Annotated in this window: 18 protein-coding genes and 1 riboswitch; of the genes, 17 read left to right on the top strand and 1 reads right to left on the bottom strand. The window is 48.2% G+C overall.

From position 1 onward, the window contains the following. Positions 1 to 352: 352 nt before the first annotated feature. Complete coding sequence (locus tag ICC18_RS27405; protein ID WP_188177620.1) at positions 353 to 805, top strand: MarR family transcriptional regulator; 453 nt, start codon at positions 353 to 355, stop codon at positions 803 to 805. A gap of 342 nt (positions 806 to 1,147) precedes the next feature. On the opposite strand, the gene ICC18_RS27400 is transcribed toward ICC18_RS27405, so the two are convergent. Further along, entirely contained in the window at positions 1,148 to 2,074 is a 927-nt protein-coding gene (locus ICC18_RS27400; RefSeq protein WP_188177619.1) for a YobF C-terminal domain-containing protein, read from the bottom strand. 310 nt (positions 2,075 to 2,384) lie between these two features. Here ICC18_RS27400 and ICC18_RS27395 point away from each other — a divergent pair, with 310 nt between their 5' ends. The 16 genes from ICC18_RS27395 (at position 2,385) to ICC18_RS27320 (ending at position 24,913) form a co-directional block, all read left to right on the top strand. Beyond that, positions 2,385 to 3,320: a GNAT family N-acetyltransferase gene (locus tag ICC18_RS27395; RefSeq protein ID WP_188177618.1), complete on the top strand. Its 936-nt coding sequence runs from the start codon at positions 2,385 to 2,387 to the stop codon at positions 3,318 to 3,320. Continuing rightward, positions 3,308 to 3,448: riboswitch (cyclic di-AMP (ydaO/yuaA leader) on the top strand. It overlaps the preceding gene by 13 nt. Positions 3,449 to 3,699: 251 nt before the next feature. Next, positions 3,700 to 4,095 (top strand): hypothetical protein, encoded by a 396-nt coding sequence (locus ICC18_RS27390; RefSeq protein ID WP_188177617.1) that lies wholly within the window; start codon positions 3,700 to 3,702, stop codon positions 4,093 to 4,095. Between the two features lie 128 nt (positions 4,096 to 4,223). Continuing rightward, the gene (locus tag ICC18_RS34880) at positions 4,224 to 4,301 is read left to right on the top strand and encodes a potassium-transporting ATPase subunit F (RefSeq protein ID WP_188177682.1); all 78 of its coding nucleotides are present in this window, start codon (positions 4,224 to 4,226) and stop codon (positions 4,299 to 4,301) included. A 48-nt stretch (positions 4,302 to 4,349) separates the two neighbouring features. Next, the gene (gene kdpA, locus ICC18_RS27380; RefSeq protein ID WP_188177681.1) at positions 4,350 to 6,023 is read left to right on the top strand and encodes a potassium-transporting ATPase subunit KdpA; all 1,674 of its coding nucleotides are present in this window, start codon (positions 4,350 to 4,352) and stop codon (positions 6,021 to 6,023) included. Positions 6,024 to 6,080: 57 nt separating this feature from the next. Continuing rightward, positions 6,081 to 8,123 (top strand): potassium-transporting ATPase subunit KdpB, encoded by a 2,043-nt coding sequence (gene kdpB / locus ICC18_RS27375; protein WP_188177616.1) that lies wholly within the window; start codon positions 6,081 to 6,083, stop codon positions 8,121 to 8,123. Positions 8,124 to 8,138: 15 nt separating this feature from the next. Then, positions 8,139 to 8,702 (top strand): potassium-transporting ATPase subunit KdpC, encoded by a 564-nt coding sequence (gene kdpC, locus ICC18_RS27370; protein ID WP_188177615.1) that lies wholly within the window; start codon positions 8,139 to 8,141, stop codon positions 8,700 to 8,702. Between the two features lie 78 nt (positions 8,703 to 8,780). Beyond that, complete coding sequence (locus ICC18_RS27365) at positions 8,781 to 11,105, top strand: histidine kinase (protein ID WP_188177614.1); 2,325 nt, start codon at positions 8,781 to 8,783, stop codon at positions 11,103 to 11,105. 39 nt (positions 11,106 to 11,144) lie between these two features. Beyond that, complete coding sequence (locus ICC18_RS27360) at positions 11,145 to 13,814, top strand: ATP-binding protein (RefSeq protein WP_188177613.1); 2,670 nt, start codon at positions 11,145 to 11,147, stop codon at positions 13,812 to 13,814. Beyond that, positions 13,811 to 14,506 (top strand): response regulator, encoded by a 696-nt coding sequence (locus ICC18_RS27355; RefSeq protein WP_188177612.1) that lies wholly within the window; start codon positions 13,811 to 13,813, stop codon positions 14,504 to 14,506. Before ICC18_RS27360 ends, ICC18_RS27355 begins: the two co-directional genes overlap by 4 nt. 65 nt (positions 14,507 to 14,571) lie before the next feature. Next, the gene (locus ICC18_RS27350; RefSeq protein ID WP_188177611.1) at positions 14,572 to 15,294 is read left to right on the top strand and encodes a YebC/PmpR family DNA-binding transcriptional regulator; all 723 of its coding nucleotides are present in this window, start codon (positions 14,572 to 14,574) and stop codon (positions 15,292 to 15,294) included. 159 nt (positions 15,295 to 15,453) lie between these two features. Next, positions 15,454 to 17,241: a cache domain-containing sensor histidine kinase gene (locus ICC18_RS27345; RefSeq protein WP_188177610.1), complete on the top strand. Its 1,788-nt coding sequence runs from the start codon at positions 15,454 to 15,456 to the stop codon at positions 17,239 to 17,241. Continuing rightward, a complete protein-coding gene (locus ICC18_RS27340) occupies positions 17,213 to 18,688 on the top strand; it encodes a response regulator (protein WP_223192912.1) in 1,476 nt (491 codons plus the stop codon). The genes ICC18_RS27345 and ICC18_RS27340 overlap by 29 nt, the downstream gene beginning before the upstream one ends. 152 nt (positions 18,689 to 18,840) lie before the next feature. Beyond that, entirely contained in the window at positions 18,841 to 20,199 is a 1,359-nt protein-coding gene (locus ICC18_RS27335; RefSeq protein WP_188177609.1) for an ABC transporter substrate-binding protein, read from the top strand. 89 nt (positions 20,200 to 20,288) lie between these two features. After that, positions 20,289 to 21,155: a carbohydrate ABC transporter permease gene (locus ICC18_RS27330; RefSeq protein ID WP_188177608.1), complete on the top strand. Its 867-nt coding sequence runs from the start codon at positions 20,289 to 20,291 to the stop codon at positions 21,153 to 21,155. After that, positions 21,152 to 21,982: a carbohydrate ABC transporter permease gene (locus tag ICC18_RS27325; protein WP_188177607.1), complete on the top strand. Its 831-nt coding sequence runs from the start codon at positions 21,152 to 21,154 to the stop codon at positions 21,980 to 21,982. Before ICC18_RS27330 ends, ICC18_RS27325 begins: the two co-directional genes overlap by 4 nt. A gap of 33 nt (positions 21,983 to 22,015) precedes the next feature. After that, positions 22,016 to 24,913 carry a family 78 glycoside hydrolase catalytic domain gene (locus tag ICC18_RS27320; protein ID WP_188177606.1) on the top strand — a complete coding sequence of 966 codons (2,898 nt, stop codon included), beginning with the start codon at positions 22,016 to 22,018 and terminating at the stop codon, positions 24,911 to 24,913. The last annotated feature ends 73 nt before the right edge of the window (positions 24,914 to 24,986 follow it).

Below are 24,986 nucleotides of genomic sequence, written 5' to 3'. Positions count from 1 at the left end.
CCTATGAAAAAAACAGACCGATTCAAAATAGATATCGGTCTGTTTTCCAACATCACATAATTAACATTTTTATCCATCTACTTTGCGAATGGTGTCAGCTTCGCTGGTACTATCCCTACTTCAATACTACCGCGGGAAATGTCAACTCCATTACGTTAACGGGTACGATAGCTCAATATAGACTTGGAGGCAGCCGGTCCAGAAAGTTCGGCTGCCTTCGTTGCGCTAATGGACAGGATAGTTATAACGAATAAGTTCGTTCGTTATTGACTTATCTATTATGTGTATGATACATATATTGTGTGATACACGTTTTTTTGTGGATGCCATTAAGAAATTGGAGGAACAAAAGTTGAATCGAGAAGAAATATTAGATCTGCGTCACAATGTTCAGAAATTTATTCGGTTATTCGGGTTACTTGAACAAAATGTTACTCCTTGCGGTTTTAATTTATCTCCTTCTCAAGTCTTTTCCTTACAAGAACTGGAGGATGGGATCTTGACAATTGGCGAATTGGCGGATCGATTATTTTTGGAACGTAGTACAGTGAGTAGGTTAATCGATACCTTGGTTAAAGGAGGATTTGTAAACAGAAATTTAAATGAGGAGAATCGACGGGAAGTGTTAGTATCGTTGACTGATAAAGGAAGGCGTTCTCTAGAAAAAGTGCATGAGCAATCGATCCAATATTATCGATCGATTTTGGATGAATTATTAGAAGATGAGCAGTTTCAAGTCTTGAATGGATTTAAGTTATTTACAAATGCATTAGCAAAAGGAAGGGGTAAAACAAATGAATATTAAATTGAGGCAATCTGCTACTTCTATTTTTTCTGTCCTGTTTTCCATTCTAGCTTCTTCTCACCATTGGCTCCACATGGGCATACTTTTGTTTTTGGGCGGAAGCACAAACATGATGGTTACAATGTCAGGGGTCATATGGGTTAGACGAATTATGATCTTAATGACCTTCGTAACAGCACTCTTCTCCATCTACCGTCTGTTCAAACACAATTGTAGGGAAATTTGGGCAGTCACTATTACCGTCGTATCTGTTCTTATCTCTTTCTCATTTGCTATTTATACTCTTGTGAATTTTGGATGGTGAGGTATCGTTAGTCTATGGAATTTCAGTCATTAGAGAGTTTATTTAAGAAGTTCTTCACAAAATTCATTTTCAGCACAAGCAAGTTCCATTAAAGCATCAGAAACGTTATGAAAGTTATTCTGAACCATGTTCAACTGACATTTGCCTAATAAATTACCTTGCCCCAGTTTTAGGTCAGATAATCTCTTATTGAAGGGGCGGAAAAAATCCGCGAAATCTCCAGACCGTCTTGAACCAACGCTGAAAGCAAAATAAGATAAATGTCCAATTAGATGAGGAGCCACATTTCCGTCTTTGATTTTATCGGACAAAGCTGTGATGGCTTCTTTTCCGTAAAGCTTATTTTCTTTCTCCGCATATTCCTGTGATTCTTTGTAAATAGATTTGAAAAATGCGGTTGCCTGGTGATAAATATCCTCTGCGGTTGGAGAAGAAGTACGTAGTGGAGATACCCAATTTCGATAACTGTTTTTGCGATAGAACACTTTATCTGCTTTCCAAGCCCTTTCTAAAAGAGCATGTGATAACGAAACAAATGGGAATCCTGCAGGATCGTGAACATGGATATACTCATCATCAATAGCATAAGCCAGCACATAATGATCTACCCCGAAAAGGTTCTTATAATTAGGGTTATATTGCAAATAACCCATATCAAGAGGTCCAAGTACGACGGGCGACTTTTGCAAATCTTGCTTTAATTGTCGGATCGGCAGTTGTTCCCCATCTTGGCTATATTTCTCCTCAAACTCGAATCCGAGAATTCGTAATGCCCGGCTAATTCCATTGTCAGGCATGCCAGCCCAACTGCTAAAGTAGAGTAAATCATCAACCCACATAGCCCCGAGTCCTACGCCCGTTAAAACTTCTATTGTAGAAGGGGAAATTTTCTCTCCAATAGAAGCTAATAGCATAGCAGTAGAATTAGCATAGCAGTAAGCACCATTTCCAATATATTGAGTCATTCATATACCTCCAACATTACTATGGTAGTAAATTTCCAAGACTTTCTTTAAGATTTCCAACGGTTATTGGATCATCTTTATCATAGCAATCCGGCTTATTTAATTCTTTACAATCCTTGCTTTTTATTTTGCTATTCTTGCTAAAAGTTTTCCTATATGAGGTTGCTGACATGCCAAAACGATTTCGAAATGCTCTCGGATTTGCTTAAAGGAATTGTATACATACAACACGAATAATGAACTAATCCTGCTGCGGCTATTTTCTCATATTTCATCGTTCGAACGTAATAGAAAGGGTTGAAAACTGCTTATGACAAACTTTAAAAAATCATTTCAGATAACTCCTGCATCCATGGATGACGCTTCAGAGATTACCGCTCTCGTCATCGATTGCGATATCGCGGACTTCGGCCAGCCTGATTTTGTTCTGGAAGATCTCCTGGACATTCTAGGACCTCTGGATTTGGACAAAGATACCTGGGTAGCTCGCTCCGGGGAACGAATCATCGGTTTTGCCTTTGTAGAGAAGACAGGGGAAGGCGCACTGATGTCGTTTGGATATGTTCATCCTAGCTATGTAGGCAGGGGAGTGGGAACGGAACTGGTAGAGCGCATCGAAGAAAGGGCAGCGCATTACGCAGCAGACCATCCGGAACAGGGTTGGGTGTTGTGTAACGCAATACCTGCAAGTAATGAATCTGCCAGAACCATCATGGCAGAACGCGAATATGCATTTAAGCGCTTATATAGTCGGATGATCATAGAACTTACCGAAGAGCCTGTTATTCGTCCGCCATCTGCAGGCATTGAGATCAGACCTTTTCAACAGGGCATGGAAGAAGCGGTTTTTCAAGCATACCGGGAATCCTTTAAAGATACAAACCGGTTTTATGAAACAAGCTTCGAGGAGTGGATGGAAGGAAAGAGCGGCGTACACTATGAGCGGAATCTGTGGTTTACCGCTTGGGATGGCAATGAGCTTGCCGGTTTTATCATCAGTAAAAATTTTCAAGATCACGTATACATCGATCTATTGGGTGTTCGCCGTGCATGGAGGAAACAAGGTGCTGCTTCTGCGCTGCTGCTTCATGTTTTCAAGAAGGCTTATGAGCTTGGGATCCGGAATATCCGGCTTAGCGTCGATGCATCCAGTCTGACTGGAGCCAACCGTCTGTACGAGCAGCTCGGTATGAGGGCGGTCTTTCAACAATCTCTTTATCAGAAGGATCTTAAAATAAATAAATGATAAACAAAGGCCGTTCACAACGAATGGCCTTTGTTTTTTTTATGCGGGTTGTTTGGTTTTTGCCGAAACAGGGGACTCTCAAGCCCGAATCCGACAGCTAACCTCGTAAGCGTATTGAGAGAGAACGACATTCGATCGTGTTTCAGAAGCTCGTTTCTTAATGCTGAGTAGAAGCCTGAGAGTAGAGTTTCTCTGCTCCTGGGCTTCTTTTTGTTTTTCACAGATAAGGAGAGTGAATATTTGGGTTTCTAAGACGGACGGATTCGACATTTTCATCATTTTTACGTTTTTTTTACACTTTGGACTAGATTTCTTTACCCCCTTTTTACAGCATTCCGTATTAAGATTTCAATGTATTCACGAAGGGGATGAGTAAGTCATGAATGAATCGGAATTCATACTGGTTGGAGCTACCACGAAAGCTAGCGAGCAATTTATTTATTATTTAAAGTTTAAGGGCTTGCCTTTTGCGGTTGTAACGAATAACAAGCAGGAGCAGCAGCACCTTTCCGAGATTGGCGCGGATCATGCCATTGTTTTGGATACGACTGAACATGAGACTTGGATAGCTCCCAAATACAGAATCGGTAAAATCTTTTTGTTTGAAAGTAGTTTATCGTTATGCTGCCGATATTTGCAAATCATCCGGAAGTGGTCCTCTAAACCGGTCTATGTCATCACCGAGCGTGATAACGCAAGGTTTATCTACAAAGGACTTGGTGCTGATCATGTCATTTATTCAAAGACAGGCAATGTTTCATTTTTGCTGGATTAGTATTTTGCCGATTGGAGGAAGTCAAAAGTATGGTTAACGATTTTACGATGGTTGTATTGTTCATTGTTTCATTTTTAGTCTTTTGGGGTTTTCTTAAGTTCTGTGAAAAAGCCTAGGGAGGTAAATCCATGATCATAATTGGAATCGTTGCATTGGCGCTTATTGTATACCTTGGATTTGTTTTAGTAAAGCCGGAGAAGTTCTAGTGAATTCATATCGGTTTAATTGACTGAGGAGGAAATTTCGAGATGGGTATGGGATTCGTACAGGTTGCTATAACGCTGCTTATTATCATGCTTTTGGTTAAGCCGGTAGGCACCTATCTGGTCAAAGTATTTGATTATGAAAAGTCGGGTTTAGATCGTTTTTTTGGCCCGTTTGAGCGGATGGCCTATCGAATCATGGGGGTTCGCGAAGGAGAATCCATGGGTTGGAAACAGTATTTGGGGGCAGTGCTCCTATCCAACTTCGTTATGCTGATTCTTATGTATCTTGTCTTGAGGCTGCAAAAGTACTTGCCGATGAATCCGGATGGCATAAATAATATGCCGGCCGCGCAAGCGTTTAATACGGCGGTATCCTTTATTACGAATACGAACTGGCAGTCTTATAGCGGAGAAAATGCACTCTCGTATTTATCGCAGTTGCTTGCGATTACGTTCCCGATGTTCACATCGGCGGCAACCGGCTTTGCAGTGGCGATCGCCTTCATTCGCGGTTTAGTGGGTCGTCAGGATAATCTCGGCAACTTTTATGTGGATTTGGTTCGTTCGATTACTCGTATATTCTTGCCGCTTAGCTTCATTGTTGCGTTGTTCCTGGTGTTCCAAGGCGTTCCGCAAACACTGCAAGGCGCAGTTACGGCTACCACGCTGGAAGGTGCGCAGCAGACTATTACCAGAGGTTTGGTAGCATCGCTTGAATCCATTAAGCATGTAGGTACAAATGGAGGAGGTTGGTTTGGAACCAATGCCGCGCATCCGTTTGAAAATCCGACGCCTTTAACCAATCTTGTCCACATTGTTTGTATGATGCTGCTGCCGACCGCTCTTGTCTATGCATTTGGTCTAATGATTAAAAATAAAAAGCAAGGCTGGGCTGTATTTGCAGCTATGGGGCTCATTTTCCTGGTTATGCTGACAACGATCTTGGTTTCGGAGTATCGCGGGGTGTCTGCCCTGGATACAATGGGCGTTAACGGAAATATGGAGGGCAAGGAAGTCCGGTTCGGGTTATCCCAGTCCGCGTTATTCACCGCAGCAACAACAGCGGCCACAACAGGAACTGTGAACAATATGCATGAATCGTTAACCCCAATTGGCGGTTTTGTAGCCCTTGCCGAAATGATGCTCAATAACGTTTTTGGCGGCAAAGGGGTTGGGCTCCTGAATGGTTTGTTATATCTCATTTTATCCATCTTCATTTGCGGTCTGATGGTGGGGCGTACGCCGGAATTTCTCGGTAAAAAGATTGAAGGCAAGGAAGTCAAACTGGCCTCCATCGCGCTTCTTGTCCACCCATTAATCATTCTCGCGCCGACAGCTCTTGCGCTGACGCGTCCGGATGCGATCGCTTCGATTTCCAATGCAGGCATGCATGGTCTATCCGAAGTGCTTTATGCCTTTGCTTCAGGGGCGGCCAATAACGGTTCCGCATTCGCCGGACTGAACGCAAATACGAATTTTTACAATATAGGCATTGGACTCGTCATGTTGTTAGGCCGTTATATTTCGATGATTGCGATGCTTGCGATCGCAGGATCTCTTGCAACGAAGCGGGTTGTTCCGGTAACGACAGGGACGCTGCGAACCAATACCCCTTTGTTCACAGGCATTTTAATTATGATCATTCTTGTGATTGGGGCGCTCACTTTCTTCCCTGCTCTTGCATTGGGACCGATTGCTGAACACCTGGCCATGTCGCGATAAGAGTTGTTAGATCAAGCTTTCACATTGTGGGGTTAGTTTAGGGAGGATCCGATTTATATGGCTACTGAACGTAAGAAAACATTAACGAAGGAAATCGTATCACAGGCGAGCATTGATGCCTTTAAGAAGTTAAATCCTGCGGTCATGGTGAAAAACCCGGTTATGTTTATTGTCGAAGTAGGAACGGTCATTACGTTATTGTTGTCGATTTGGCCTGATCTATTTATCGTTTCGGATGTAGGTCGTGGCTACAATATCGCTGTATTTTTCATCTTGCTGTTTACCTTGTTGTTTGCCAACTTTGCCGAAGCATTGGCAGAAGGGCGGGGCAAAGCGCAAGCAGATACCTTAAGGAAAACCAAATCCGAAACGATGGCGAAGCTGGTCCAAAAAGACGGATCTTTCAAGCAGGTACCGTCGACTCAATTGAAAAAAGGGGACATCGTCCGAGTGGATGCCGGGGAAATGATCCCGACGGATGGCGAAATTATTGAGGGACTTGCATCCATCGACGAATCCGCGATAACCGGTGAATCCGCTCCTGTCATTAAGGAAGCAGGCGGCGACTTCTCTTCGGTTACGGGGGGAACGCGTGTGGCCTCCGACTACATTGTTGTAAAAGTAATGACCGATCCCGGTGAGTCGTTCCTGGATCGTATGATTTCCCTTGTTGAAGGCGCCAAACGGCAAAAAACGCCGAACGAGATCGCACTAACAACATTGCTTGCCGTACTCACGCTGATCTTCATGATTGTCATCATTACCATGGTTCCGATGGCGCAATATTTGAATGTGCAGCTTGATTTAGCCACTTTGATTGCCTTGCTGGTTTGTTTAATACCGACAACGATCGGCGGACTGCTTTCCGCGATCGGGATCGCGGGTATGGATCGCGTAACGCAATTTAACGTGCTGGCCATGTCCGGTAAAGCTGTAGAGGCCGCCGGTGATATTGATACGCTTATCCTGGATAAGACAGGAACAATTACGTATGGAAACCGGATGGCTTCGGAATTCCTTCCTGTTAAAGGCGTATCATCGAAAGAAATGACGTTTGCCGCGCTCAAAGCTTCCGTCAAGGATGAAACACCGGAAGGACGTTCCGTTGTGGAGCTTGCAGGCAAGCTTGGCGACTCATGGGCCGAAGATGAGTATAGAGAGGCTGACGTAGTTGAATTTACGGCTGAGACTCGTATGTCCGGTCTAAACTTGCCGGGTGGCATTCAAATTCGCAAGGGTGCGGTTGATGCGATCAAGAAGCATATCGCATCCAAAGGCGGCAGCATTCCAAGCGACTTGGAAGAGATCGCAAACCGGATTGCAAAAGCCGGAGGAACTCCGCTGGCCGTAGCCGTGGACGAACGCATTTATGGCGTTATTTATTTGAAGGATACGGTGAAACCCGGACTGAAGGAAAGATTCGCAGAACTTAGAGCGATGGGGATCAAGACGATCATGTGTACAGGCGACAATCCGCTCACGGCGGCTACGATTGCGCTTGAAGCGGGTGTGGATGATTTCATTGCCGAGGCGAAACCGGAAGATAAAATTGCTTCCATTAAAAAAGAACAGCAAGAAGGCAAGTTGGTTGCGATGACTGGCGACGGTACGAATGACGCGCCGGCTCTGGCTCAGGCGGATGTCGGTCTAGCGATGAATTCGGGTACGATGGCTGCGAAAGAGGCCGCCAATATGATCGATTTGGACTCTGATCCGACGAAATTGCTCTCCGTCGTTTCCATCGGGAAGCAGCTGCTGATCACGCGCGGGGCGTTGACCACGTTCTCTATTGCCAATGATATCGCCAAATATTTTGCGATTATTCCGGCCATGTTCATCCTGGCGATGCCTCAATTAGAGGCATTAAACATTATGAATCTGGCATCGCCGAAGTCAGCGATTCTTTCGGCATTAATCTTTAATGCCGTTATTATTCCGCTGCTGATCCCGATTGCCATGAAAGGCGTGAAATACCGTGCCATGTCAGCCGACAGGCTGCTTGCACGAAACGTTCTCATCTATGGAATCGGCGGGGTTATTGTGCCATTCATCGGCATTAAGTTGATTGATCTAGTGCTGTATGGGCTTCACATCGTATAAAAGGAGATGCGCATTATGAAAATGATACTGACCGCAATCCGTGCGTCTGTAGTGCTCATGCTTATCTGCGGACTGATTTATCCCCTGGTGACAACCGGGGTGGCTCAAGCCATTTTTCCTCGGCAAGCTGACGGCAGTTTAATCGAGTCAGGTGGTCAAATTGTCGGATCGGAATTGTTAGCTCAAAGCGTCGAGTCTCCAAAGCTCTTTCATCCAAGAGGATCGAATGCTAAATACGATCCTACTGCTTCAGCAGGTTCCAATAAGGCGGTCACTTCCGAAGATTACGTAAAAGGGATCGCTGAAAAGATTGATGCAGTCAAGCAGGAAAACCCGAATTTGAACGACATTCCGGCTGATTTGGTGACGAACTCAGGCTCCGGGTTCGATCCGGACTTGTCTCCGGAAGGGGCCAAAGCGCAAGTGCCAAGAATCAGCCGCGAAACGGGAATAAGCGAGCAGCAGCTCGTACAATTCATAGAGGCTCATACAAAAGGCAGGCAGCTGGGTGTATTCGGAGAGCCACGTGTAAATGTAACCGAATTAAACATGGAGTTGATGAAGCAAGTGAAGCTATAATGACATAGCCGCTTCCGGGCAATCGGGAGTGGCTTTCTCCTGTTTTCATTCATCTTTTCTTAAAAGGGGAAATCGGCATTGGAAGGTTTTAAAAGAAAAACGCCAGAGGAAATTTTGCACTCCATCTCCAAGCTCCATCGAGGCACCTTAAAGATATATATCGGACCGGTCAGCGGCTCCGGCAAGACATACCATATGCTGCGGGAAGGGAATACCTTAAGGCAGCAAGGGATTGATGTCGTCATCTGTGCGGTTTCAACATTGCAAAGACCTGAGACCGTTGAACAATTAGGGGATCTGGAAAGAGTCCCAAGTATTCATTGGTCCAAAAACGGGACTGAAATGAAAGATTTGAATCTGGATGCCCTGTTGGAAAGGAATCCGGAAGTCGTTCTTGTTGACGGACTTGCTCACGTGAATCGGCCCGATGCCCGGTTCCCCAGCAGGTTGGAAGATATCAAATTTTTGCTTTCTCATGATATTAGCGTTATAACGACGGTGAATGTTTATGAATTGGAAGGGTATACAGAGCTTGCTCATAAATTGACGGGGATCGAGGTCGAACATACGGTACCTGTAGACACGTTGGAGTTGGCCGATGAGGTAAGACTCATTGACGTAACACCGGAAACGATATTGAGCAGGCTTGCAGAGGGGCACCTCAAAGTCAATAAAGATACATCGGTTTTCAAGCGGGGCAACTTGGGCGTTCTTCGAGAACTGGCTCTTCGGTTAGTTGCTGAGGATGTCAATGAGTCCTTGAAGGAGCACCGGGAAGAAATGGGACTTGCCGGCCCGTCCGGAGCTACGGAGCGAATCCTTGTTTCTACCCAATATCACTGGAACGGCTCCATCTATGTTCGGAGAGGTCAACAAATTGCCAAACGATTGAATGGTGATCTGATGGTCGTCACGTTTCGCAATTTCAAGAAACCGTTGTCCAAAGAAGCCACAACCTTTCGGCGGAGTATGCTTAAGCTTGTAGAGAAGGTGGGGGGCGAGTTCGAAGAGCTGCCTTTCCGGAATCGCAGATGGATGCCCAAAACAATCGTCCACTATGCGACACGTCATCAGGTTACGCGTATAGTCATGGGACATACGAAGCATACGAGGTGGCAAGAATTTTGGCAGGGATCCATTGTGAATGAGTTGCTCAAAGTCACCAAAAACATTGATGTTTTTCTGGTCGCCGACCGGGCAGCGCATGAGGGGGAGCGAATTCTCCCGGCCAAGATCGTATCGGCCGAGGAGCAGCATAAATACCGCCGGTTAAGCGAACAGGAAGTCGCCGAAAAAATCGGCAAGATCAAGAGAGGCAAGTTCAAAGTGTATATAGGGGCGGCACCTGGCGTCGGGAAAACCTATATGATGCTTCGGGAGGGGAACGATCATCTCAAGAAGGGCATCGATGTGCAAATCGGACTTTTAGAAACGCATAATCGTAAAGAAACGATCGCCCAAATAGGGAGTCTGCAAGTAATCCCTCGTCAAAATATCAGGTATCAAGGCGTTTCTTTAGAGGAAATGGACACTGAGGCGATCATTCGGAGCTGTCCCGAGGTCGTACTGATCGATGAGCTTGCCCATACCAATGTTCCCGGGAGCAAAAATAAAAAAAGATATGAAGACGTGCTAGAGATTCTGGGTGCCGGAATATCCGTCATTACAACAGTAAACGTTCAACACTTGGAGAGCTTGAATGATGCTGTTGAACAAATAACCGGCATACGGGTCCGGGAGACAGTGCCGGATAATATCCTTCAAATGGCGGATGAAGTGCAGCTCATTGACGTTGCCCCGGAAGCCTTGCAGCAGCGCATGCGGGAGGGGAAAATTTATGCCATGGCCAAAGTGGATCAGGCATTATCGAACTTCTTTAAAACGGGCAACCTCATCGCCTTGCGCGAGCTCGCGCTTCGCGAAATCGCCGATGATGTGGATGAAAGATTGGAATCATGGGAACGAAAAAGCTCGCTCCGCGGTCCGTGGAGAAGAAAAGAAGTCATTTTCGTATGCGTGAATAGTACGCAGCACGCCGAACGATTAATACGTCGCGGCTTCCGGACCGCATACCGGCTAAAGGCTGCTTGGTATGTCAATTATGTAAATATAGGGGGAACCATTTCCGACGAACTAAAGCAAAGGCTCGAAGCGATGGAACGGTTGACGGTTCGATTAGGCGGGAAATTTATCGTTCATGAAGGTCATAACCCGAAGGAAATCGCAAACATTTTATCTATGAAAGCAAGGGAAGTTGAAGCTACGCAGTTAATTATCGGACAATCCAAGCTATCTTTCTGGGAAGAGTTGCGGAAAGGCTCTGTCGTCAAAAAGTTAATACGTCTTTCCAGACATATGGATGTACTCATTATTGCTGATTTTGATCCGAATATTGTTTTATAATGGAATGGAATTCATGAGTTTGTGCAGGATGTGACTAGAATGGAATCATCGCGTAAAGAGCGAGGCAATTTAACTTTATTTCTTGGGGCTGCTCCCGGCGTGGGCAAGACCTATGCCATGCTGACGGCTGCAAAGCAGCAGAGAGATAGAGGGGCAGATGTACTGTTAGGATGGATAGAGGCTGACAACTACCCGGATACCCGGAAACTGGCGTCTCAGGAGAGGTTCAATTCCGCGTCGCCGCGTTCTATTCAATATCAAGGCAACCAGGCATATGAAATGGACACTCAAGAAATTATCAAGCGGCGTCCCCATCTAGTACTAATCGATAACCTTCAGCACGTGAATGTGCCAGGATCACTCAAGCCCAAGCGATATTGGGATGTAGAGGCCATACTTGCTCAAGGAATTGATGTATATACAACGCTTAACATTCAACATGTGGAAAGCTTAAATGATATTGTGACACAGATTGTCGGTGTTAAGATCATCGAAACGGTACCTGATACTTTTTTGGAGCACGCGGATCATATACAGCTGGTCGATATTCCTGCCGATGAATTGATCGGCAGGTTCAATCAAAGCTATCATGATGATAACAAAAAAGAAAAGCTGCTCGGATTTTTTCGAGTCGGGAACCTCAATGCACTGCGTGAAATGACATTCCGTTACGCCGCTCAGCGGTTAGACAGCCAGCTTGAGGCTTATATGCACGCTAAGCATATCCCAGGTCCGTGGCCTGTTGCAGAGAAGCTGATGGTATGTGTAAGCGCCAGTCCTTTTTCCTCGCAACTCATTCGTATGGGCCGCCAAATGGCAGCCAGTTTGAAGTCAGACTGGATCGTCGTCTATGTGCAAACGCCTCAAGGGATGCCGGGAAGCGAGAAGGGGCAGCATCAGTTGGCTCGTCATTTACAATTGGCCGAAGAACTAGGCGCTGAAGTCGTTTCCGTTACGGGTAACCAGATTGCCGAAGAGCTGCTGACTTTAGCACGCTCCCGTAACGTGAAGCAAATCATCATAGGCAAACCCAATCGTTTACGGATCGTCGAATGGTTTCGCAGCTCCATTGTTGAACAGGTGATCCGGAATAGCGATGGGATCAACATTCATGTCATCCCTGGAAAACCTAAAATATCTGTTGATAAAGAGACGAAATCTCGCTCGGTAAGTGCTTTCAGCTGGAGGCCTTATGCAGCAGTTACACTTTTTATTGCCCTGCTAACCGTAATTTTGCATGCCTTCGGGTTAGCGTTCGACCTGGTCAATATTGCACTCATTTATCTGTTTCCCGTCCTTTTTAGCGCTGTATATTGGGGGCTACGGCCTTCTTTTTATGCGGCAAGTTTGGGCGTGCTGGCTTTCGATTTCTTTTTTGTCGCCCCGGTTCTAAGTTTTACGGTTGCCGATTTACGGTATACGATTTCCTTTGTGGTCTATCTGGCTGTTGCCGCATTGACGGCCAGCCTGGCTGCGCGCTTAAGACAACAGCTCAACTTCGTAAAGCAAAGAGAAGCGACTACAGCAACCCTTTATGCATTAAGTCGTCAAATGACAGCCATTACAGACTTCAACTCTTTGCTGGAGAACATTTCAAATCAAATATCCGATACGATCGGCACGCAAGTCGCCATTTACTTGCCTGATCCTATTGACGATTTGAAGGTAACGGCCTCTTCTTCCAGTCATCCGGTCTGGGGGAAAGGGGAGTCGGAAATGGTTATTGCCCGATGGGTATATGAACATGGCGAGATGGCCGGAAGAGGATCTAACACACTCAGAGAATCGCCTGGTCTCTACGTTCCATTGCGTACGGAAGATCGAATATACGGCGTGTTAGCTGTAAATCTGGAAGAGCGGGCTCCAAGTGTCGTCGCGGAAAACTTGCGTTTGCTTGAGGCCATCGGCGGCCTGGCCGCAAGCGCGATCGCCCGTGTCAAGTTAGGCGAAGAGGCGAAGCTGGCTCATCTGACTGCCGAATCCGAGCGAATTCGAACGGCGTTGTTAGATTCCGTTTCCCACGAGTTGCGCACGCCTTTAGCGACCATCATTGGATCGGCAACAGGCTTGATCGAAGGCGACCGGTTATTCTCTTCGGAAGATCGCCTTGATCTGCTTTCGACCATTCGAGACGGGGCTTTGCGCATGAACCGGTTAGTGACCAACCTGCTCGGCATGGTGAAATTGGAGAGCGGCATGCTGCGTTTGCGGAAGAAGTGGTGTGATGTCGAGGATATCATTGGTGTAGTGCTGTCACAGGTGAAAGACTTTCAGCAGCATCGCAAGATCAGCGTCGATTTACCGGAGAATGTGCCTTTCTTATTAGGCGATGATGTGCTTCTCGAGCAAGTGCTCGTCAATGTTGTGAGTAACGCAATCAAATATTCGCCTGATCACAGTGAAATCATCATTTCGGTCAGACAGGACGACCATGGTGTGACCCTGACTGTTGCGGACTCCGGGATAGGCATTCCGGACGCTGATCGAATACGTGTTTTTGATAAGTTTTATCGCGCTGACAAGACAAGGCATGTGCCCGGAACCGGATTGGGACTCGCCATTTGCAAAGGTATCATCGAAGCTCACGGGGGAACCATCACGGCTGCGCCGAACATCGAGAAAGGGACCTTGATCATCATCAATCTGCCTAAAGGAGATCAGAGCTTTATGTATCCAATCGATCCGGAGGGGGAATCCAGAACATCATGACAACAGCTAATGGAGCACGGATTTTAATCATCGATGACGAGCCTCAGATCCGCAAGCTGCTGAGAGTCACCTTACAAGCGCTTCACTTTGAGATTCATGAATCATCGACAGGGGAGGACGGCATGTATCAAGCCAGCGTCACTCACCCGGACCTCATTGTGCTGGATCTCGGATTGCCTGATCTGTCGGGGATGGAGGTCTTGCATCGAATTCGGGAATGGTCACGGATACCGATCATCGTTCTTACGGCGAAAGACAGGGAGGAAGATAAAATTGTGGCGCTGGATAGCGGAGCCGACGATTATGTGACGAAACCGTTCGGCATGGGGGAGCTGGTCGCAAGAATTCGCGTTGCGCTGCGGCATGTGGCCAAAACGGTCGACGAACCGATTCTGCAATTCGGCAAGCTTGTGATTGACCTGGCACAGCGGCTCGTCGAGCTTGACGGCAACCGGGTGAAGCTGACCCCAACCGAATACGATCTATTAAAAATTCTCGCATCCAATGCGGGCAAGGTGGTCACGCAGCGCCAGCTTCTTCAGCAAGTCTGGGGCGGACATCACCATGAATCGGATAGTCATTACTTACGTATCTACATCGGACACCTGCGGAAGAAATTAGAAGAGGATCCGACACGGCCTCAGTTTATTGAGACAGAGCCGGGGATCGGATACCGCTTTTTATTGCAGTAGCATGTCCCAAATGCACGAAAATCGGTTATAATGAAACTAAAGTAAACAAAGAAAGTGTGGATTACATGGGTCGTAAGTGGAACAATATCAAGGAAAAAAAAGCGTCAAAAGATGCAAATACAAGTCGTATTTATGCCAAATTTGGCCTCGAGATTTATGTTGCGGCAAGGAAAGGCGAGCCTGATCCGGAATCTAATCGTGCTTTAAGAGTCGTTCTGGAGCGGGCCAAGACGTATAACGTTCCAAAAGCAATCATTGATCGCGCCATTGAAAAGGCCAAAGGAAGCTCGGACGAGGTCTATGAAGAACTGCGCTACGAGGGTTTCGGTCCTAACGGCTCTATGATTATTGTCGATGCGCTAACCAATAATGTGAATCGTACGGCTTCGGCTGTGCGTGCGGCATTCAGTAAAAATGGCGGCAATATGGGTGTCAGCGGTTCGGTATCGTATATGTTCGATGCGACGGCTGTCATTGGTCTTACAGGCAAAACGCTGGATGAGGTATTTGAGATTTTATTAGAGGCTGATGTGGACGTGCGAGACGTTACCGAGGAAGATGAGACCGTTATGGTTTATGCGGATGCCGAGCAATTCCACGCCGTACAAGAAGCGCTCAAGAATGCGGGAGTGACGGAATTTACGGTTGCTGAAGTCACGATGCTTGCACAGAATGACGTAACGCTGTCGGAAGACGCCCAAGTGCAGTTCGACAAAATGATCGACGCCTTGGAAGATTTGGAAGACGTTCAGCAAGTGTACCATAATGTCGATTACGGCGATGAATAAGTAAATAGGGGGCTGACCCAGTGTAGCTAAGCTGCCGGGGTCGGCCTTTTGTATTAAATAACCTGAAAAAAACGGACATCTACCCAAAAAGATTGCACATGTTGTAACCCGATGAAACCTAGTTATAATAATCTAACAAACGACTTGGGGAGGCTCATCATGAAAACCTGGCAACGATGGCTTATCGCCAAATTCCGTTTACAAAAGCTCCGAAGCCGCTTTCTTACCGCGATGATCGTCATTTCACTCCCCCCGTTGTTTATTTTGGGTTATATCTCCTTCAATATCGCCAAAACTACATTGATGGAAACGAATGCGCAGACGAATGAGGATCATCTGGAAACGTCCAGCGAAGTCGCGGATTTGCTGTTCCGGAACATGATTAATTTGAACCGTTCCATCGTCATGAATAACGAGGTAAGGGAAGTGTTAAGCAGCAGCAATAACACGCAGCGAGGCCTCGAATCCCACAATATGAGCGATTGGACAGCTTCCAGGCTGCAAAAGGTGATTAATAACAATTTGTTCGATACCAAGTTTGTGAACTCGATATGTATCTTTAATCTTGATTTTCAAACCTTTTGCGCCGGCAGGTCGGATGATGCAGGTATTTATGAAAGGGCCGATAAAAAGGCGCTGATCACGCAGTCGGCGTGGTATCAGCAAGCCCTTGGGGAACAAGGGCGGGTCGTATTTGTCGGTTACGACGTGCTTGGGGAGTCGAAGGATTCCTTTTCGACCGTTAAGCTGTTTCGGGATGCTGCCAGTCCAAGCGGCGAACCGATCGGTTTGTTAGTGACGAACCTGTCGAAATCGATTTTCGCAAATATTTTTAACGCGAAAAGCGACTATGGCGGTTTTATGGCACTTGAAGCTGCTAACGGCCAAACCCATATTGTTTTTAATAACGCGCTTTCAGACGCCGAGCTCCCGATGGATGGCGATCTGGACAGCACGCTTCGTCAGTTGCAGAAAAAAGGATTCCTGATCAGCCGTTACGAGAATCAAACCACAGGCTGGACCTTCATTCACCTCATTAAGCTTCAGGAACTGCTGAAGCAATCCAATAAGATTGGAACGTTCACAACGTTGATTGCGGTTTCAATGGGCATCCTGGCCCTTATTCTCTCGATTTATCTCTCAGGCAGCATCACCCGGCCTCTCTTGCAGATCAAAAAGATGATGGTGGATTGGACGAAAGGGACCCGCCATTTTGCGGAGACGTTCGAGCGGGATGAGGTCGGCGCGATTGGGGAGACTTTCAAGAGGATGGCTTCGGAAAACGAGGAATTGAATCAGCGGCTCGTTCATTCGGAATTGAAGGAGCGGGAAGCTGAGCTCAGAGCGCTGCAGGCGCAGATTAAGCCCCATTTTTTATATAACACATTGGACTCGATCTATTGGATGGCGACTCTGCAAAAAAACAATGACATCGCACAAATGGCGATCTCGCTCTCGGAAAGCTTCAAGCTTAGTCTGAATAAAGGGAAAGACATGATTTCCGTTTACAAGGAATTAAAGCATATTGAGCACTATATGACGATCCAAAACATTCGCTACCATAACCGGTTTCAGTATGTGGAAGAGGTAGAAGCTTCGATCATGGGGATGGAGATCATGAAGCTGCTTCTGCAGCCTCTTGTGGAGAATGCCATTTATCACGGTCTGGAGCCCAAAGTCGGCGGCGGCTTCGTTCGTTTAACAGGTAGAAGGGAAGAGAGCTTCCTTGTTTTCACCGTGGAGGACGATGGTGTAGGCATCGAAGATATCGTTAAGACTGAGCAGGGATATGGCCTTGGAAATGTGCGCGAAAGACTGCTGCTTTACTATGGGACGACCAGTTCGTTACAAATTACGAGTCAGGCGAATCGAGGGACCAAGATCGAGATACGTTTCAATCCTATGGTGGGAGAGAGGGATGCACATGCTGAAAGCGGTCGTATTTGATGATGAATATATCGTCCTGCAAGGCCTCCGGGAAATGATCGATTGGGCAGGTTTCGGTATTGAGTTAGTAGGTACGGCCGGTGACGGTCACGCTGCGCTGGATCTATTTCAAAGCTGCCGTCCCGATATCATTTTTACGGATATCCGAATGCCGGGCATGGACGGTCTGGAACTCATTGAAGAAGTGATGCGGGAAGCGCCTGATACGTATTGTGTCGTATTCAGCGGATTTAACGAATTTGAGTATGTCAAACGGGCAATCCAACTCGGCGTTGCCGACTATTTGGAGAAGCCGGTTACGATACAGAGCATCGAAACGTCGATCCGCAAAGTGCTGGAGCGCATCCGTCAGCAGAAGGAAGTAAGCGAATTGGTGCGTGAAAAGGCAACGCTGGACCTGCTTTTGGTCGGCGAAGAAGCGGAAGCGAAGTGGCGCGACAGCTTTGGTTCCGATGCGGAGCGGATATGCGGGGTGACGGTCTTGGCATCTGCCCCGGAAGTGGAGATAAGCCCGAAAGATGCTTCGTATACATCTGTCTTTGTAAGGAATGGACAGGAGCGTATCATCGTCATTTTTCATTATGGAACGCCTATGCCGGCGTTTTGGGAGCGTCTGGATCATCTATTTGAACATGCGCAGACTCCGATAGGATACGGGAAGACGTATAGCCGCGCAGCGGATGCTGCGATAAGTTACAGGGAAGCGCTTCGCGCCTTAAGATCGGCTCATTTTCTCGATGCGCGAGGGGTTTTTCGGTTTGAGGATCTGGGTGACTTGGCTGAAGCGCCGGAAGGGATGACGGAGCGGGAAGAGGCGATTATTCTAAGCATCCGTACAGGGAATAAGGCGGCACTGCTCGAGCAGATCGACCGTTTCATTCAATGGCTTCAAGTCGAGAAGCTAGACCTCGCGGTCGCCGAACATGAGATGCTTAAGCTCATCTACCTGGCCGTTGAGGAGGAGAGGAAAGTCGGGGGAGCCGGATCATCTGCAAAATACGACAGCTACAAGCCGCACATTGAGTTTGGCGAAGTGGCGGCGAAGGGGAATATCGCAAAGTGGTTCCGCAGCCAGATCGTGCAAATCGCGGAATGGGGCAAGGCCGGGAACGAGGTGACGAAGCCTAATTCCGTTGCGCGCGCCCGCCAATTTATCGAGCAGAACTGTACCCGGGATTTGTCGCTTCTGGAGGTTGCGGAGCATGTCGGCATGAATCCGACTTATTTCAGCGTTCTGTTTAAGGAAGAGGTCGGGGAATCCTATATCAAATATGTGACGCGATACCGGATGGAGCTTGCCAAGTCGCTGCTCGGCAAAGGTTTGAAAGTGAATGAGGTTAGCGAGAAGGTCGGCTACCACACCTATCGGCATTTCTCGGAAGTATTTAAGAAATATACGGGAGCAACGCCGGGCCAGTATAAAGATCAGCTGACGTGCGAGAAGTGACAAGGGACCGATCCAAAAAAATCGGACGTGAAACCAAATTATGACGCACTGCCGAAACGGCTGGAATGCGGTTAGTATGAAATCACAGGGTATACGGGCTCTGAAAGCATCAATCATTCATCCTGACCGTGAAGAATAAGGGGGATATGCAGATGAGTAAAAATGGAACAAAGCTGGCTGCATTATTATCGGCTACCGTGTTGCTGGCAGGCGTTGTTGCAGGTTGCGGCAATGGCGGCAGCGCGTCGAACCAAGCGGATGGCGGCAGCAATCAGGCCACCACCCAGAACGAAACTAAAAAAGAAGAAAAAGTGACCATCACGCTATTGGTCGATAATACGCAAGACTCTGTCAACGTGGCCAAAGGCCTTGTCGATGCTTTTGAGAAGAAATATCCGAACATTCATGTAGAAACGGAGACGCGCCCGGGCGGCGGCGAAGGCGACAATATCGTCAAGACCCGTCTGGCAACCGGCGATATGACCGACGTGTTTTTCTATAACAGCGGCTCGCTTATGCAAGCGCTTAATCCGGAGCAAAATCTGCTTGAAGTGACAAACGAGCCTTTTATGGCTAACGTCATAGATTCTTTTAAAAACGCAGTCAGCTACAAAGGCAAATTATATGCGGGTCCGGTAGGGACGACGATGGCTGGCGGCTGGTTCTACAATAAAAAGGTTTATGCGGATCTTGGCCTTTCCGTTCCGAAAACCTGGGCCGAGCTGATGGCAAACAACGAGAAAATCAAGGCAGCAGGCATTACGCCTGTGATCGGCACCTATAAGGACGACTGGACTTCACAGCTGGTCGTACTCGCGGATTACTACAATGTTCAAGCGGCTAATCCAAAGTTTGCTGACGACTACACGGCCAATAAAGCGAAATATGCCACAGACCCGGCGGCGTTAAGGAGCTTCGAGAAGTTAGAGGAAATCGCCAAGAAGGGCTATATGAATAAAGATTATCTGGCCACCACCTACGATGCCGGTCTGAAGATGCTGGCGGAAGGCAAAGGTGCCCACTATCCGATGCTTTCCTTCGCGATTCCTGCGATCGAGCAGAACTTCCCGGATAAAATCAGCCATATCGGATTCTTCGCGCAACCGGGCGATGATGCCGGAACGAACGGCTTGACCGTATGGACACCAAACGGCGCTTATATTTACAAAGCAACGAAACATGCGGAGCAAGCGAAAAAATTCGTTGAATTCGTAGCTTCAGTGGAGGGAGCCGCCGCACAAGCACAGGCGTCCAAGCCTCCTGGCCCGTACGCTGTTAAAGGCGCCAAGCTTCCTGATAACGTACCGCAAGTGGTTAAAGATTTGGCGCCATATTTTGAATCGAACAAAACAGCTCCTGCCTTGGAATTCCTTTCCCCGATCAAAGGACCCAGCCTGCCGCAAATTACGACGGAAGTCGGAGCAGGCATCAAATCCGGCAAGCAAGGTGCCGAGGTGTACGATAAAGACGTAGAGAAGCAAGCGAAGCAGCTCGGTATTCCAGGCTGGTAAACGTACAGCAATAAGCCTGTCATGGAGTCGGCGATGCAGCCCTGATGCGAAAGCCGGCTCCTTTTTTCAAGAAATAGGGGTGAACTAGCGTGACCAAGGTGTTCAGACGGACGTATTCCTATGCGTTTTTGATTCCGGCGGCAGTGATTTACTTGCTAATCTTCATATTGCCGACCGTGATGTCCTTTTTCTTCAGTTTAACGAGATGGAATTTAACCGACTGGGAATTTATCGGGATGGATAATTTCCGCATGTTTTTCCAAGAAGCGTCGCTCATGATCGGGTTTAAAAATACATTGATTTACGCTGCCGTAACGTGCGTGCTCAAAGTCATATTCGGTCTTCTGCTCGGCGTCTTCCTAACATCAAAAATAAGAACCAAAGGGTACCTGAGGTCTGTTGTATTTTTTCCTACATTGTTAAGTACGATTGCTGTAGGGATTACATTCAGCATGATGATGCATCCGTCGCAGGGATTAATCAACACGGCGCTTGCAGCAATCGGCATTTCGGGGCCGGACTGGCTGGGAGACACACGTATCGCGTTGTTGTCTGTAGCATTAGTCGACGTTTGGAAAGGCGTCGGTTTTGCCACTGTGATCTACATTGCCGGCATCATGTCCATTCCGCAAGACTACTATGAGGCGATTCAAATTGACGGGGGCGGCGCCTTCCGCAAATTTTGGAACATTATTTTGCCGCTTAGCCGTCCTGCAACGAATTCGGTGATTATTCTTGCCTTTATCGGCGGGCTGCGCTCTTTCGACCTCGTCTGGGCAATGACCAAAGGCGGTCCGGGTTTTACAACCGATCTGATCGCCTCCATCATCTATAAGCAATACCAGGGCGGTTATTATGGGCTTGCCACAGCAGGCAATGTCATATTGTTTATTGTCGTAACGGCATTGGCGCTACCGCTGTATACGTATTTGAACCGAAGAGAGGTGGATCTATGAGCCGAAGGATAAGACTGTTGAGTGTCGAGGTCATTGCCGTTCTCGTGACGATCGTGTTGTTCTGGATTCCGTTCTACTTCGTTATCGTGAATGCCTTGAAGGATAAGAAAGAGTCATCGCTGCTCAGCTTGGCCTGGCCGACTTCCATCCATCTCTGGGACAACATGAAAGCCGTCATCACGGCGCGGGATTACATGTTGGTACGCGCTTTTTACAATAGTACGCTTCTGACCCTACTATCGATTGCCGTCTTGATCATCGTCTGCGCCATGGCAGGCTATGTGATGCAGCGCCGGACGGATAGGGCGACGCCTTGGTTGAATTTCCTCGTGCTGTCGGGACTCATCATTCCGCCGGCGATTGTACCGACGATCTGGGTGCTCGACGGCTTGGGGCTGTTCAAAACGATGACAGGGCTTGTGCTGGTCGAGGTTGCTCTGGGCTTTCCGTTCGGGGTGCTGCTTTATAAGGGCTTCATGTCCGCCATCCCGCGCGAAATCGACGAGGCGGCGGTCGTTGACGGCTGTGGAGGCATCAGGCTGTTTTATAAAATTATTCTCCCGCTGCTGCAGCCGGTTACCGCAACGATTATTGTGACCTCATCGGTCGGTATTTTCAACGATTTCACCAACCCCTTGTACTTCTTTCCGGGGGCCAAGAACGCAACGGTACAACTCACGCTCTATAACTTTCAAAGTCAGTTTGTGACGCAGTGGAACTTGTTGTTTATGAATATTCTGCTGATTACACTGCCGCCGCTGTTCTTATTCGTTTTCTTCAACAAGAAAATTGTGGACGGCATGACGGCAGGCGCCGTGAAAGGTTAGTTCATCCATCGAAATCAAAGAGGAGTGGAGCATATGGGGAATTTGGGGATTGAGAAGCTGAAATGCGAATACAGGACGAACCCGCTTGGCATCGGGGTATCTCGCCCGAGGATCAGTTGGCAGCTGCAATCGGACCGCCGTGGTACTGTTCAACGCGGGTATCGAATTGTTGTAGCCGATGAGAAAGGCAATTTTGATAAGCTCATTTGGGATTCGGGATATAAGGAATCGGATCAATCGATTCAAGTTCCTTACGCAGGGCCGGAGTTGAAATCCCGTACCCGATATTCATATCGCGTAAAAGTATGGGATGGCTTCGGCAGGGAATCGGAATGGAGCGAAACCGCATGGTGGGAGATAGGGCTATTATCGCAAAGCGAGTGGACCTCGGGGCAATGGATTACACCGAACCAGGATGAAATCGACCCGCAGTCGGAACCGGCTTTTCTACTTCGGAAGCGCTTCGATGTGCAGGATAAGATCGTATCTGCCCGGATTTATGCGACGGCCGCCGGGGTTTACGAGCTGTATATGAACGGCGCGAGGGTTGGGGAGGACCTGCTTGCTCCGGGCTGGACCAGCTATCAAAGCCGTTTGCAGGTGCAAACGTATGATGTGACGGAGCTGCTGCAGGAGGGCGGTAACGGAATCGGCATCATGCTCGCGGATGGATGGTACAAGAGCGGGATCGGCTTTGAGAACCGGAATTTCAAGTATGGCGATCGCCGGGCAGCGCTGCTGCAGCTTCATATCCGATATCAAAGCGGCGCGGAAGAAGCCATCGGTACAGATTCATCCTGGAAAGCTTCAACGGGAGCGGTCAGATATGCCACGCTTTATCACGGAGAAACTTACGATGCGCGGTTGGAGCAGGAAGGGTGGAGCCGAGCGCAGTTTGACGACAGCGAGTGGCAATCCGTCCGGCTCTGTCCGGACCTGCCGCCGGATATCCTGGTCGCTCAAGAGAATTCGCCGACCCGGGTGACTCAGACCATACGCCCGGTCTCCTGTTTCGTGACGCCTGCCGGCGATCATGTGCTGGATATGGGCCAAAATATGGTAGGGCGCATCCGCTTTACCGTCGAAGCGCCTGCTGGAACCCGCATCGAACTGAAGCATGCGGAGGTGCTCGATAAGGACGGGAACATTTACTTCGGCAACCTCCGGCCGGCGAAGCAAAGGGTGGAATATATTGCCAAAGGTAATGGCAGCGAAAGCTATGCGCCTCATTTCACGTTCATGGGGTTCCGGTATGTCAAGGTAGAAGGCTTTCCCGGACAAGAGAACGGACTACCGCTAGAAGCATTTGTCGGAGAAGTCATGCATACAGATATGGAGCCCACGGGTGAGTTCGAATGCTCCGATGCGCGGGTGAATCAGCTGCAAAGCAACATTCAGTGGGGACAGCGAGGCAACTTCCTTGATGTTCCTACCGATTGCCCGCAGCGTGATGAACGTTTAGGCTGGACCGGCGATGCGCAGGTGTTCATCAGTACGGCCTTATTCAATTTTCAAGGAGGGCCTTTCTTCACGAAATGGCTGCATGATTTGAAAGCGGAGCAGCATGCCGACGGGGGCGTTCCTTTCGTTATCCCGGATATCGTAGGCGGTGCGAATTCGGCCGCTTGGGGCGATGCTGCGGTCATCTGTCCTTGGACGGTTTATCAATACTATGGAGATCAACGACTTCTGGCCGAGCAGTTCGAGAGCATGAAGCGGTGGGTCGAGTTCATCAGGTCCCAAGGCGAGAATGAATACTTGTGGAACACAGGCTTCCATTTCGGCGATTGGCTCGGTCTGGATGCGAAGGAGAACAGTTATATCGGGGCGACGCCGACGGCGCTGGTCGCGACCGCTTATTATGCGTATTCGACGCGTATTGTCCGGGATGCGGCGCGCGCGCTAGGGTACGAAGAGGAAGCTCGGACTTACGGAGAGCTTCATCGCAATGTCGTTCAAGCCTTTCAGGACGAATTTATGACGAAGAACGGCCGGATCGCTTCTCCTACGCAAACGGCACATGTTCTTGCGCTCGTTTTTGATCTGGTCGACGATTCCGTACGGGATCGAGTGGCCAGGGAGTTGAACGACCTCATTGTGGAGAACGACTATCATTTAACGACGGGCTTCGTCGGCACGCCTTATCTGTGCTTCGCGCTTTCCAACAACGGCTACCACGATACGGCAATCAAGCTGCTCCTGCAGGAGAGTTATCCGGGCTGGCTGTACTCGGTATCGAAGGGCGCGACAACCATTTGGGAGCATTGGGACAGCATCAAGCCAGACGGTTCCTTCTGGAGCGATGATATGAACTCTTTTAACCATTATGCGTATGGAGCGATCGGCGACTGGCTCTATCGCAAAGTGGCCGGCCTGGACATGCATGCCGACGCTCCGGCGTATAAGCGTATTCGTATCGAGCCGCTTTTCGGGCTCGACAAGCTGACTTATGCCCAAGCGGCGCATCAATCGATGTACGGGCGGGTGGAATCGGGTTGGCGGGTGAATGACGGCCAAATTGAGATCGACGTTCGGATTCCGCCGAATACGACAGCGGATATTGTTCTGCAGGGCGCAACCGTCAGCAGCCTTAGAGAAAGCGGACTTGGAATTGACCAAGCCCTAGGTATTCATTCCGTACAGGAGTCGCAGCAAGGCATGCTGCTGTCCATCGGTTCGGGCAGCTACCGCTTCACGTACGTAAATGCGGACTTGTTCCGCGTGCGGTACACGGAGCATACGAGAATTGACGAGGTTATGATTCATGAAGCTGCGATGGCAGTCCTTCAGAAGTATATCCCCCATTTTTTCGCGAGTCCGGTTTTCAATTTTATGAAAAAATCAAGCTTTAAACAGCTGGCCGAAAATACGATGTCGAACGTTTCAAAGGAGCAGGTTGACGCGATCCTTGAAGAGCTTGCCACGCTTTAGAAGGGAATTGCGAATATCGCTTGTCATGCAAGTCGCAGAAACCGGTAAATGTCCTCATTTACCGGTCATTTTG

The organism is Paenibacillus sedimenti (assembly GCF_014534655.1).
Classification (GTDB): Bacteria; Bacillota; Bacilli; order Paenibacillales; family NBRC-103111; genus Paenibacillus_E; species Paenibacillus_E sedimenti.
Note: the sequence above shows the minus strand (reverse complement) of the source record. Positions and strands in the feature narration are given on the sequence as shown.